This is a genomic window from Mordavella massiliensis, from assembly GCF_016901695.1.
Lineage (GTDB): Bacteria > Bacillota > Clostridia > Lachnospirales > Lachnospiraceae > Claveliimonas > Claveliimonas massiliensis_A.
Genome location: NZ_JACJKS010000004.1, coordinates 146210 through 158273, shown reverse-complemented (window position 1 = coordinate 158273; position 12064 = coordinate 146210). Strand labels below are relative to the sequence as shown.

Genomic DNA, 12064 nt, shown 5'->3' with positions numbered 1-12064 from the left:
GCAGGACGTATAAAAGCCTGCCTATATTTTCTGCTTTTCTACTGTTTAATCTTCTTCCGGCGGATCAGGGTGCCGTTCTTCCCAAGGACCCCGTCCGCATATTTTCTGGAGAAGAGGATCTCCCCCTCTTCCCGCACGTTCATGTCTTCCTTGGAGCAGTTCAGAAGCACCTCGATCTCATTCTGGTGCCCGTCCAGCTTGATGTACTCCACGCAGCGGTCGTTTTCATACTCACAAGGGAAATGGAAGTAGAGGCTCCTGCATGCCTCCTCGTCCTTCCGCATCCGGATGAGGGAGCGGACAAGGCCTATCTTCTCCTGGTTGTCCTTCTCCTCCAGCTCATCCCAGGGCATGCACCGCCGGCAGTCCGGGTCGTGGCCGCCCTCCATGGCGATCTCTGTCCCGTAATAGATGCAGGGGCTTCCCGGCATAGTAAAGAGAACCGCAAGCTGCTGGTAAAAGATATCCAGGTCATGGAACCGGTTCATAAGCCGCTCCGTGTCGTGGGAGTCCAGAAGGTTGAACATGACGTTGTTGTTCTGCTGCATGTACATGGTGTAGCAGCGGTTGATCATGTACTCGAACTCCTCTTTCTTCATGCTCTTGTCCAGGAAAAAATCGTGGATGCCGCTCATAAGCGGATAGTTCATCACAGAGTCATACTCATCCCCCATGAGCCACTGGCTGGCGTCATGCCAGATCTCGCCCAGCAGATAGATATCCTCCTTACATCCTCTGAGATGCTCGCGCATTTTCTTCAGGAAGCGGTGCGACACCTCATTGCCCACATCAAAGCGGATGCCATCGATGTCGAAATCCCGGATCCAACCCTCGCACACGCTACAGAAATACGCAATGACTTCTTCGTTGTTTGTGTTGAGTTTCGGCATCCAGTCCGCAAAAGCAAACGAGTAGAACCGGCCGTCCCTGGTGTCTTCATGCTTGTCCGTAAGCGGCCACTCATGGACCATGAACCAGTCTGCATAGCGGGAATCCCTTCCGTTTTTCAGCACGTCCTGCCAGGGCCCAAACTTTCTGCCGCAATGGTTGAACACGGCGTCCACCATAACCCGGATCCCGAGGGCATGGGCTTCCCGCACCAGCGCGGCAAAGGTCTCTCTGTCCCCGAAATGAGGATCGATCCTTGTATAGTCAGTCGTGTCGTATTTGTGATTGGATTCCGCCTCCATAATCGGATTTAAATAAATACCGGTGATACCCAGATCTGCCAGGTAGGGGAGTTTGCTCCGGATCCCCTCCAGGTTGCCGCCGAACCGCTCCCTGTTCGTGACCGGTCCGGTCCGCCAGGGCGTCAGATCCTCCTCATCGCCTGTTTCCGCCGGGATACGGCAGAAACGGTCCGGAAAGATCTGATACCACACCGTATCATTGACCCAGTCGGGCGTGCGGTTCACATCCGCCGGGTTCATCCAGGGCACGGTAAAACACTGGAGCATCCTGCCCTCCATATTCAACTGATCTCCGGTGAGGAACCCGTCCTCACAATAGTACCACACCTCCGTGTCTGTATGAAGCTCAAAATAGTATTTGCATCTCTTGTAGGGCGGGAGCAGAGTGGTCGTCCACCAGATCTGATGGCGGAGACGCTTTTTGTAGACGATCTCCTCCCGTTTGCCGACCCACTTCTCACCGCCTCCCAGGATGCCAGCCTCAAACGGATCCCCGTAGTGGATAAACACCCGTTTCACATCATAGCCGGTCTTCAGATTCACGATCAGCTCATCCTCGTTGAGCGGATAGCTCATCTGCTCAGATGTTTTGTGATAAACGCCTGTAAATTCCATGTCCCGTCTCTCCTGTCCCTGTCTTTCGTCTATCTCCGGTATGCAAGCAGCTTCCTGTACTTTCCAAGCTCCTGCTGCGCTTTCTCAAAAGAAGGCAGATGCCACTCCCAGTTGGGCGGCCCGACCGTGCCGGGGCTGTTCATATGGCCCTCGGCTCCCAGCCCCAGGATATCCTGCATGGGAACAATGGCATACTGCGCCCTGCTTTTTAAGGTGTAGGCCAGCAGCCGGTCCTTTACAGACCCGTTCCCGCATCCTGCTTTCCTCAAAAACCGGCGCACCTTGCGCCTGGAAGCGCAGCTCAGCTTCCCGTACCATTCCATGACCGTATCATTGTCATGGGTGCCGGTGTAAAAGATCATATTCTCCCGGTCCCCGTTGATATCCCTGGCGTACTTGCCGGATACATCGATGGAAAACACAAGGATCTTCATCCCCTTGAGGTGGTAGTGGTCCTTCAGGGTGAGCACCTCCGGGCGGAGTTCGCCCAGGTCCTCCGCCACCAGCTCCACATCCGGCAGTTCCTTCGTCAGAAGATCCAGCACCTCGTATCCCGGCGCCTCGATCCAGTCTCCCTCCACGGCTGTGGGACAGGTAGCCGGGATCTTCCAGTATGTGTCAAAGGCCCGGAAGTGGTCGATGCGCACAATGTCAAAAAGCTTCCCGCTGTAGCCGATCCTCTCCAGCCAGAACCGGTAGCCCTCCTTCTTCATGTGATCCCAGTCGTAGATGGGATTGCCCCACCGCTGTCCCGTCTCACTGAAGTAATCAGGCGGCACGCCTGCAATAAAGACGGGACGCCCGTCCGTGTCCAAAAGGAAGTTATCCTTCCCTCCCCACACATCTGCAGAGTCAAGCCCCACATAGAAGGGCACATCCCCCATCACGCGGATGCCTCTGTCGTTGGCCGCCTGCTTCACCTGCATCCACTGACGGAAAAAGACATACTGGAGGAAAGTCTGGAAGGCCGCCTCCCCTCTCTCCTCCTGCGTAAGCTTTCTTGGCTCCTCCACCCAGTTCTTGTCTGCCCTGCGCCAGTCGTTCCAGCAGGCGCCGCCGTTGCTGGTCTTCAGGGCGCGGAAGACACTGTAGTCCCGCACCCACTCCTGGTCTGCAAAGGACCGGAACTCCTCCGTCTCATCCAGCCCTTTCTCCCGGAAGGTCTGCCAGGCCCTCTTGAGGTAGGGAAGCTTGAAAGCGCGGACCGCGTCGTAGTCCACCCGCCGGGCGTTCTCCCGAAAAGCCTCCGGCTGCTGTTCCAGCAGCCCCTCTTTGCAGAGTTCATCCAGGCTGATATAGAGCTCATCCCCCGCGTAGGAGGAGTAGGGCTGGTAGGGGGAATTCCCGTATCCCACCGGATTGAGGGGCAGGATCTGCCAGATCCCGACACCGCTCTTTTGCATCATATCGATCCATCTGAAAGCCGCCTCCCCCAGCTCCCCGATCCCGGTGCGGGAGGGGAGGGAGGACACAGGCATCAGTATTCCTGTCTGTCGCATGGTCCTACCTCTCTTATAAATGCCAGATATCCCGGTTGTACTCGGCGATGGTGCGGTCGGAGGAGAAAAAGCCCGCTTTGGCGATATTCACCAGCATCTTCTTCGCCCACGCCTTCTCGTCCTCGTAGTCTGCGAGCATCCGCTCCTTTGTCCGGATGTAATCCTTCACATCCAGGAGCGTCATAAACCAGTCTTTGCCCACGATCTCCTTGTAAAGACGTCCCAGGTTCACCGGATCGCCGATCAGGATGAGCTGCTTGCTGATGATGAAGTCCACCAGCTCCTCGATCTCTTTGTCGCTCTCATAGATGGCCCTGGAGTTGTAGGCCGCCTTGTCGTAGAGCTCGATGACCTTCTCTGATTTCTCGCCAAAGATATAGATATTGTCGTCGCCCACCAGCTCGTGGATCTCCACGTTTGCACCGTCCTCGGTCCCCAGCGTCACAGCCCCGTTCAGCATGAATTTCATGTTGCCGGTTCCGGACGCCTCCTTGGATGCCAGGGAGATCTGCTCGGAGATGTCGCAGGCCGGGATCAGCTTCTCCGCCTTTGTCACGTTGTAGTTCTCCACCATGACGATCCGCAGGTACGGGCTGACATCCGGATCCTTGTTCACCAGCTCCTGCAGGCAGAGGATCAGATGGATGATGTCCTTGGCTATGGTGTAGGCCGGCGCCGCCTTGGCGCCGAAGATCATGGTGATGGGGCGCTTCGGCAGATGTCCCTTCTTGATCTCCTTGTATTTGTAGATGGCGTAGAGGGCGTTCATCTGCTGTCTCTTGTACTCGTGAAGGCGCTTGATCTGGATGTCAAATACGGAGTTCTCATCGATGTCCGCATCCTGGGTCATCTTCAGGTAGTTCTTCAGCTCCGCCTTGGCGTCCCTCTTGATCTCCCGCAGTCTCTTAAGAACCGTCTCATCGTCCTGATAGTCCAGCAGCTTCTCAAGCCGGGAAGCATCCTCCACATACTCCTCCCCGATAAGCTCCTTCAGATAATCCGCCAGCTCGTGGTTGCAGTGGAGGAGCCAGCGGCGGAAGGTGATGCCGTTTGTCTTGTTGTTGAACTTCTCCGGATAGATATCATAGAAAGGCTTCAGCTCCGACTCCCTGAGGATCTCCGTGTGGAGGGCCGCCACGCCGTTCACCGCGTAGCCGTAGTGGATGTCGATATGGGCCATGTGCACCCGGTCCATCTTGTCGATGATGTACACTCTCTCGTCGTGGAAGTCTCTTCTCACCCTGGCATCCAGTTCCCGGATGATGGGCATGAGCTGGGGCACCACCTTCTCCAGGTAGGAGACGGGCCACTTCTCCAGCGCCTCCGCCAGGATCGTGTGGTTCGTGTAGGCGCATGTCTTTCTCACCACATCGATGGCCGTATCCATGTTGAAGCCCTTCTGAGTTGTCAGGATCCGGATCAGCTCCGGGATCACCATGGTGGGGTGGGTGTCGTTGATCTGGATGCACACGTGCTCGTGGAGGTGATAGAGGTTCACGCCTCTTTCCTCCGCCTCCTTCAGGATGAGCTGGGCCGCGTTGCTGACCATGAAATACTGCTGGTAGATGCGAAGAAGCTGCCCCGCCTCATCGGAGTCGTCCGGGTAGAGGAACAGCGTCAGGTTCTTCTGAATGTCCTCTTTGTCAAACCGGATGCCGTCGTGGATGATGCTCTCATCCACTGTATCCAGATCAAAGAGGTGCAGCTTGTTGCAGCCGCTCTTGTACCCCGGCACATCGATGTCATACATCGTGGAGGTAACCGTGAAGTCCTTAAAAGGCACCTCAAAGTGACAGTCCGTCCTGGTCAGCCAGCTTTCGTCCGTGATCCACGGATTCTTCTCCTCCTGCTGCTTATGGTCTGCAAACTTCTGGAGGAAAAGGCCGTCGTGGTAGTTAAGGCCCACGCCGTCCCCGCAAAGCCCCAGGGTGGCGATGGAGTCAAGGAAGCAGGCAGCCAGTCGTCCCAGGCCGCCGTTTCCAAGAGACGGCTCCGGCTCCGCCTCCTCGATCTGCGTCAGATCGTGGCCGTATTTTGCCAGCACCTCCCTCGTCTCCTCAAAAAGCCCCAGGTTGATGAGGTTGTTGGATAGAAGCTTGCCGATGAGGAATTCCGCGGAAATGTAATATAATTTCCTGTCTCCTGTGTTGGCCTTCATGCCCTGCATTTTTTCCTTTGTCACAAAGAGAAGGGCTGTGTAGATCTCCTCCTTTGTGGCGTCTTTGATATCTTTCTGAAATTTCTCCTGCAATACACGCTGTAATGCCTGTTCCATAATGAATACTCTCCTTTTCACATCTGATATTTCATAAACACTACGGTATTATCATACCCTATTTTTCCAGTTTTTCATAGACCCGAAGCAGTTCTCCCACACTCCAGGCCTGGGCGAAGCACCCTCTGGAGACCGTGGGGAACGCCCCGTCATAGATCTCAGGAAGCTGTCCTGCGCATCCCTCCCTGAGGGCGCTCTCCAGTCCTTCCATCTGCTCTTTCACCTTTTCTTTCGCAGCCCGGGAATAGCCGTGGACTTTCAGATAAGCCAGGTAGTAGGCTCCCAGGGGGCGTCCGTCATGGTAGTCAGCGTGTCGTTGGCAAACATGAACACATCCGCGCTGGCCTCCGGGTCCTGTGACACCTGCCCGGCAGCGCTGGCCTCGTCGGACACACCGTAGACAAATGTAATGTCCCACTCAGGATGCTCATCGGCAAACCTCTCGCACATCGTCTGCAGCCACTCCCCGCTGTCTTTCGACTGATCATTGGACGGGGACCACACCATCAGGCGGATCTTCTCCGCCCCGTCCCCGCCCTCCTGCGCGGCGGCGCATCCGGTAAGTCCTGCCAGCAACCCTGCTGTAAGCAGCAGCGCCAACCCTCTTTTCATCATTACCTCATCTCTATTTCTCTTTAATGTTTCGTATTATTTCGTTCTGGATATAGAATACTCCTGTTTTCTTCATCCGTCAACGGAAATATAAACACATTTTCATGTTTTGTCTATTTTACATAGATTTTAAATTCTGTTTTTGTATATATTTACTTTCTCGTTTTTCAAAACTATACGAAACATCCACCCTTTTTTCCTCGAAACCGTTGCTTTTCATACAGATATCTACTATAATTTTCTTACATTACTTTTCCAGGGAAAGGGGATGCATCCTATGGCTACTATACAGGATATTGCTGATAAACTTGGCATTTCCAAGGGAACGGTATCCAAGGCCCTGAATGGTGCCTCCGATATTAGCGAAACTTTACAAAAAAATGTGATCGAGACTGCTGTGGAACTGGGATACACAAAGATCCGACGTCCCGGCGGACAGAGAAAACTGTGCATCCTGATCGAGAACATAGACTACCAGGAGCCCCACCAGTTCGGCTACGAGATCATCCTCGGCTTCCGGCAGATGGCCGAGCCCGCCGGCTACACTGTGGACATTGTCCCGGTCACCGAGAAACTGCAGAAGGCATCCTCCTACGACGCTTTCATGCTCCGCCATGACTACCTGGGTTCTTTTATCCTCGGCTTCTCTTTAAGCGACTGCTGGATGAAAGACTTCCAAACAAGCCACACGCCCACGGTCCTCTATGACAACTACATCATGGCCAATCCTCACATCGGATATGTGGGCGTTGACAACAATGAAGGAATGGAACTTGCGGTGGAACATCTGAAAAGCCTTGGGCATCGGAAGGTCGGCTACTTAAGCCATGCCCTCGGCTCCCACATCATGCAGGTCCGGCACAAAGCCTTCTTTTCCGCCCTGCGCCAGAACGGGCTGCCCGCAGACTCCTCTCTGGCCGGGAGTTCCTACTACATCTCCCAGTGCATGGAGAAGCACCTGCCCCGGCTCTTAAAGGAGGGCGTCACGGGCATCATCTGCAGCCATGACCTGATCGCCAGCGCGGCTCTGGTGCAATGCCAGCAGATGGGCCTTCGTGTCCCCGGCGACGTGAGCATTATCGGCTTTGACGACCTGCCCATCTGCGCCTACACTTCCCCGCCCCTCACCACTGTACGTCAGGAGCGGATACAGCTTGGCAAGAGCGGCTACTACGCCCTGGAGAGCCTCATGAACGGGGTGGCTATCGGCACGCTCCTCCTGCACGCCAGCCTGGTGGTGCGCCAGTCGACAGACACTGCCAGAAAGAAGGCGGACCCTGATGCATAGGATCCGCCTTCTTTTCGTATATCAGTTCTGGGATGCCCCCAGCAGGGAAGCGCGGATGTCGTGCTCCAGCTTCTCCAGCTCAGCCTCCGCCTCCTGCCGTTTCCTGCGTCCCTCCTGCTGGATGCGGACCGCCTCGCTCATGGTGCTGATCAGGTTCTCGTTTGCCTTCTTCAGCGTTGCGATATCCACGATGCTCCGCTCTGATTCTTTCGCCACATCCAGCGTATTCTGTTTCAGCTTCTCCGAGTTCTGCAAAAGAAGCTGGTTCGTCGTATCGGTGATATTCCGCTGCAGCTTCAGGGCCTCCTGCTGCCGGTACAGCCCCAGCGCCAGGACCATCTGGCTCTTCCACAGGGGGATCGTCTCCTGGATGGCTGTCTGGATCTTGTCAGCCAGAAGCTTGTCATTGTTCTGTACGAGCCGCAGCTGGGGCGCCGTCTGAATGGCGATGGTCCGGCTTGTCTTCAGGTCATGTACCTTCTTCTCAAACTGGTTCACCGTATCCTCAAAATCCCGGACGATCTGGGCGTTCATAGGGTCGCCGCTCTTTTCCGCCTCCGCCCGGAGGGAGGGGATCGTCTGCTCCCTAAGCTCCTGCAGTTTCTCCTCGCCGGCTGCGATGTAGAGCTGGAGCTGCCGGAAATAGGACAGGTTCTTCTCATACATGGCGTCCAGCATGCCGATGTCTTTGAGCATCTCCATCCGGGCCTCCTCCAGCTTGCCCTCGATCCTGTCCACCTGAACCTCCAGTTTTTCATACTGCATGAGGAATTTCTTCACTTTGGACTCCGCCTTCTTAAAAAGGCCCATGATCCCGCCCTCTTTCTCCAGGGAGTCAAAGTCAAGGCCCTCCACATTGGAGATGAGACCGGTCATCAGATCCCCCACGTATCCCGTATCCTTTGCGCGGACGTTGCCCAGGATATTCTCAGAGAAATCTGCAATATTCTGCTTCGCTCCGGCGCCGTACTGCATCAGCATCTGGGAGTCTGTCAGGTCGATCTGCTCCTTCAGCTCCTCCACCTTGCGCCTCTCCTCCGGGGTCAGCGCGGTGATCTGCTCCTTCAGGGCGGCCGGTATCTCTGCTGCCGGCACATCCGCCTGTCCTTTCTGTTTTCTCAATGTATCCAGGGTTATCTCTGCCATAGCCATTCATTCCTTTCTGTTCTTTTTACTGCAGCCCGTCTATGATCCGGCGCATCACATCGTAGGAGGGCACCTGCGCCACCTGGGTGATGCTGTCCGCAATGCCTGTCACGCCGAGTTCCTTGTCCGATATCTCGTAGTTCCCTGTGCGGAAACCGTGTTTCTCCCACGCCAGTTCCTGCACTTCTTCATCCTGCAGTCCCTGGATCAGGGTCTTCCCTCCATCGTCCAGGGCGATCAGGACATGGGCGGACCACACGGTAGGGGCCGGGTAGAGCACGACGATGTCGTCCCGGATCTCTTCATACTCGTCCGGGTGCAGCATGGCGTACTCGATGATCTGGCTCTCGTACCCTGCCGCGATGGGCGTGGCTCCCACCCCCATCCGCAGGAACTGGCTGAACAGATCCGAAGAGGAGGTCTCCATGTAGCCGAGCTTCCCGAAGATCTCCCGGAGCTGGGGCAGGATCTCATCCGCCTTCTCCGGCGTCAGCGTCTGTCCCCCGTTCAGCACATCCGTCAGAAGGGCCGCGAACATATTGCCCGAGTTGGAGCGGGCCGGGTCTGTGGTGTCCACCGAGACCGTACCGTACAGCTCCGGCACGCCGATGTCCGCCCAGGCCGTATCATTCCGGATCAGCTCCACCAGCTTCGCCATGTCGATGTAGTTCACGTCCCCGTCCTTCGTGATCAGCCCCTGGCTGTCAAACGCATCCAGCACCATCTTGTGGGTGTAGAGGACAATGGGCGTGTTGAGGAGGATCTCGCTCTGAGCCGGACTGCCATGCAGCTCTTCATAATATTCCAGGGCGATGCTGCTGGACGGAAAAAGATAATTCCTTCCCTCCAGGTCCGCTGTCATCATATCGAGGGATCCCGCCTTGGAGTAGTCCACCTCCAGTCCGTATTTGTCACCGAGGATGGACAGCACCTCCTCGTCTTCCAGAAACCCGATCTTCTCGCCTCCCACATAGCCGGATACCGCTGTCTTGGGCTCTGCCTTCTCTGTCTCCCTGTCTTTGCCGTCCCCCGGACCATCTGTCAGGAGGTAGATGCCCCCCACAGCCGCCATCACGCAGATCAGCAAAACAAGTCCTATGATCTTCTTCCTCATGTATTACACTCCTGTTTCCTTTTCATTTCTTAAGCCGTCCCTCTCCTCACCACAGTCTTCCTCCTTTCGGGCCTCGTACCCCTCCGCGCGGAGTGTCTGCCTGAGCAGGTTCAGGTCAGCTTCCATATCCATCAGTTCGTTCTGCATCAGTTTCTGGAACTGCATCCGGAAGGCATCCTTGAGCGTCACGACCGCCTCCGCTGTGTTCTGAAAGATCTTCTCCGACTCATCTGTGAGAAGCCTGGTGTCCTGGAGCTCCACATAGTTCTCCAGCACATTGGCAGCCGTCTCCTGGTAGTAGTCAATGTACCGTCTGGCAGACGGGATCTTCTTCGGGTTGTCGGTCAGGAATTTCAGGATGTTTTCCGCGATCGTGATCAGTTCAAATGCCGACTGGCGCAGCCCCGGCGCCTGGATCCGGTCCGCTGCCTCCCGCATCCGACGGTAGTCGTGCCCCGCCTCCTGCAGCCTTTCGTGGAGTACCTCCCCATTCCCCAGCTTCTCGATGTCGATCCGCCCGATCCTCCTGACCGGGCGCAGCACCAGGAGAAACCCGGCGTAGGACACAAGAGAGAGCCCCATGCACAGCAGCATGTTCCAGCCAAGCCCCACAAGAAGCGAGGCGAAAAGCACAAGCGCCAGGACGGCGGAGACAGCGATGCTTACGATTTCTTTCCATTTATCTTTCATATTCCTAGTTATATCCTTTCACGCTGCGGAAGGCCTCTGTCAGATCCTGCGTCCCGTCAAAGACGCGGCCTCCCGTTGCCTCTGCCAGTTCCTCCAGCTGCGTGGGGTCCGCTGTGCCGAAGGTGATGGAGAACACCGGCACATCGATCCCCAGGGTATCCCATGCCTCCTGGAACGTCTGGTAATTGTAGTCCGACACGCCGTCCGTCATCAGGATGATGGCAGGCGTATACTTCTCCAGGTCGTAGGACGCCGCCTCATGCAGGGCATGCGCCACCGCATTGTAGATGTCCGTACCGCCCGCGATCCGGAAGTCCGCCACCTTCTGGTAGAGCTGCGCCAGCGCCTCGTCGGAGTCGTCCGCCGCCCGCTCTGTATCCAGGATCGTGTTGTCAAAGAAGAGCACCTCGTTGACTTCCCCTGCATTGGCCTGCAGGAAATTTTTGCCGGCATTCTCCTGGAGCAGGATCTGGGACATGGCGTCTTTGAGCTGGGTTTCCCCGGTCCCCTCCATGCTGCCGGAGAAATCCAGGCAGTAGATATTGAGGGAGGGCTTCTTAAAGCTTGTCTGGTAGAGATTGAGCGCCTCCATCAGCACATCTGCGTCCGGCATCTGGATGGGCGAGAGGATCCGCTCCGTGTCAATGCCCCACGCTTCGTTAAAAACATCCCTGTTCTCATCGGAGACGCCGTTCGCGCTGATGCGCCGGCCGGTTGCCTCGATCTCATTCTGTGCCGCCTCAGACAGCAAATACTGCTGTACAGCCTGGAACGCCTCCTCCTTCTGGCTGTCCCCGTGATCCACATACCCGAGAGGCGAGTCTGCGATGGACAGGCCGTCGTAGGGATAGACTACATAGAGCGGCTCCTTTCCCTCGCTCTCCCGCTGCCGGTTGGCGTCGATGACCAGACACTCATAGTTGACCATGGCGTCGTAGTCCTCCTTGAGGAACAGGTCTTTCAGCCAGTCAGAGCTGCCGGAGCTCCGCTCCACGCCGCCAAGAAGTCCCGTGATGTCAGCCCGGAGCTGCTCCCCCTTAAGGTCTTCCGCCGTCATGCCTTCCTGTTTCCCCAGTAGCGCGTACAGAAAACCGATGTAGGCGCTGGCCCCGGAGTTGGACTGGGTGGCGCTCGTCATACAGAAGCTCATCTTCCCGGCCTGTATGGCGGCCAGTATGTCTTTCACAGATATGTCTTTCTCCTTAAACCCCAGCTCCTCCGCCAGGCTTTCCCGGATGCCGAAGACCACCGGCGTCATGGAGATGGACTGGCTGTGCTTCACCAGATGGTTCACGTCCCCCATGGACAGCCAGATGCTGCTGGCCGGCCAGACGGCATCGTACCCTTCCGCGCCGCTCTCCAGCGCCCGCATGATATCTACGGATCCTTTGTAATCCATCTCGATCTCCACGCCGGTCTCCCGGCTGCATTCATCTATAATCGCTTCCAGCTCCTCATTCTCTGAGCCGGACAGGATGCGGATCGTCCCGTCTGCTTTCAGGATCCCGGAGGACGTATCCGGTTCCTCCTCTTCTGTCTGTGATTTCCCCGGCGTCCCCGCGCAGCCCGTCAGGAGCAGGGCGAGAGACAGGAGGCAGAGCAGCACTGTTCTAAATCTTCTTTTCCTCATAAGCT

General features: G+C 56.4%; 10 protein-coding genes. 1 reads left to right on the top strand and 9 read right to left on the bottom strand.

Annotated features, from left to right (window positions below; all coding sequences use genetic code 11):
- Window positions 1-38 precede the first annotated feature (38 nt).
- The 5 genes from H6A20_RS04230 to H6A20_RS13460 are packed head-to-tail and all read right to left on the bottom strand — an operon-like array spanning window position 39 to window position 6191.
- A complete protein-coding gene (locus tag H6A20_RS04230) occupies window positions 39-1805 on the bottom strand; it encodes a glycoside hydrolase family 13 protein (RefSeq protein WP_204905922.1) in 1767 nt (588 codons plus the stop codon).
- A gap of 29 nt (window positions 1806-1834) precedes the next feature.
- Window positions 1835-3304, bottom strand: coding sequence for a 4-alpha-glucanotransferase (gene malQ / locus H6A20_RS04225; protein ID WP_204905921.1), 1470 nt, complete (start codon window positions 3302-3304; stop codon window positions 1835-1837).
- Between the two features lie 13 nt (window positions 3305-3317).
- Entirely contained in the window at window positions 3318-5582 is a 2265-nt protein-coding gene (locus H6A20_RS04220; protein ID WP_338106583.1) for a glycogen/starch/alpha-glucan phosphorylase, read from the bottom strand.
- A 55-nt stretch (window positions 5583-5637) separates the two neighbouring features.
- Window positions 5638-5841, bottom strand: coding sequence for an amylo-alpha-1,6-glucosidase (locus tag H6A20_RS13465; RefSeq protein ID WP_338106582.1), 204 nt, complete (start codon window positions 5839-5841; stop codon window positions 5638-5640).
- The gene (locus H6A20_RS13460; RefSeq protein ID WP_338106578.1) at window positions 5838-6191 is read right to left on the bottom strand and encodes a hypothetical protein; all 354 of its coding nucleotides are present in this window, start codon (window positions 6189-6191) and stop codon (window positions 5838-5840) included. The genes H6A20_RS13465 and H6A20_RS13460 overlap by 4 nt, the downstream gene beginning before the upstream one ends.
- 277 nt (window positions 6192-6468) lie before the next feature.
- On the opposite strand from H6A20_RS13460, the gene H6A20_RS04210 reads away from it, so the two are divergent.
- On the top strand, window positions 6469-7479 hold the full coding sequence (locus H6A20_RS04210) for a LacI family DNA-binding transcriptional regulator (protein WP_204905918.1): 1011 nt from the start codon (window positions 6469-6471) through the stop codon (window positions 7477-7479).
- A gap of 21 nt (window positions 7480-7500) precedes the next feature.
- On the opposite strand, the gene H6A20_RS04205 is transcribed toward H6A20_RS04210, so the two are convergent.
- The 4 genes from H6A20_RS04205 to H6A20_RS04190 are packed head-to-tail and all read right to left on the bottom strand — an operon-like array spanning window position 7501 to window position 12059.
- Complete coding sequence (locus H6A20_RS04205) at window positions 7501-8625, bottom strand: toxic anion resistance protein (RefSeq protein ID WP_204905917.1); 1125 nt, start codon at window positions 8623-8625, stop codon at window positions 7501-7503.
- A gap of 25 nt (window positions 8626-8650) precedes the next feature.
- Window positions 8651-9739, bottom strand: a complete 1089-nt coding sequence (locus tag H6A20_RS04200; RefSeq protein WP_204905916.1) for a substrate-binding domain-containing protein — start codon at window positions 9737-9739, stop codon at window positions 8651-8653.
- Between the two features lie 3 nt (window positions 9740-9742).
- Window positions 9743-10429, bottom strand: a complete 687-nt coding sequence (locus H6A20_RS04195; RefSeq protein WP_204905915.1) for a 5-bromo-4-chloroindolyl phosphate hydrolysis family protein — start codon at window positions 10427-10429, stop codon at window positions 9743-9745.
- 4 nt (window positions 10430-10433) lie between these two features.
- Window positions 10434-12059 carry a VWA domain-containing protein gene (locus H6A20_RS04190; protein WP_204905914.1) on the bottom strand — a complete coding sequence of 542 codons (1626 nt, stop codon included), beginning with the start codon at window positions 12057-12059 and terminating at the stop codon, window positions 10434-10436.
- Window positions 12060-12064 lie beyond the last annotated feature (5 nt).

Coding starts and splice junctions, on each gene's coding strand:
- H6A20_RS04230 (WP_204905922.1), bottom strand. CDS start 1,805: ATGGAATTTACAGGCGTTTATCACAAAACATCTGAGCAGATGAGCTAT.
- malQ (WP_204905921.1), bottom strand. CDS start 3,304: ATGCGACAGACAGGAATACTGATGCCTGTGTCCTCCCTCCCCTCCCGC.
- H6A20_RS13460 (WP_338106578.1), bottom strand. CDS start 6,191: ATGAAAAGAGGGTTGGCGCTGCTGCTTACAGCAGGGTTGCTGGCAGGA.
- H6A20_RS04210 (WP_204905918.1), top strand. CDS start 6,469: ATGGCTACTATACAGGATATTGCTGATAAACTTGGCATTTCCAAGGGA.
- H6A20_RS04205 (WP_204905917.1), bottom strand. CDS start 8,625: ATGGCAGAGATAACCCTGGATACATTGAGAAAACAGAAAGGACAGGCG.
- H6A20_RS04200 (WP_204905916.1), bottom strand. CDS start 9,739: ATGAGGAAGAAGATCATAGGACTTGTTTTGCTGATCTGCGTGATGGCG.
- H6A20_RS04195 (WP_204905915.1), bottom strand. CDS start 10,429: ATGAAAGATAAATGGAAAGAAATCGTAAGCATCGCTGTCTCCGCCGTC.
- H6A20_RS04190 (WP_204905914.1), bottom strand. CDS start 12,059: ATGAGGAAAAGAAGATTTAGAACAGTGCTGCTCTGCCTCCTGTCTCTC.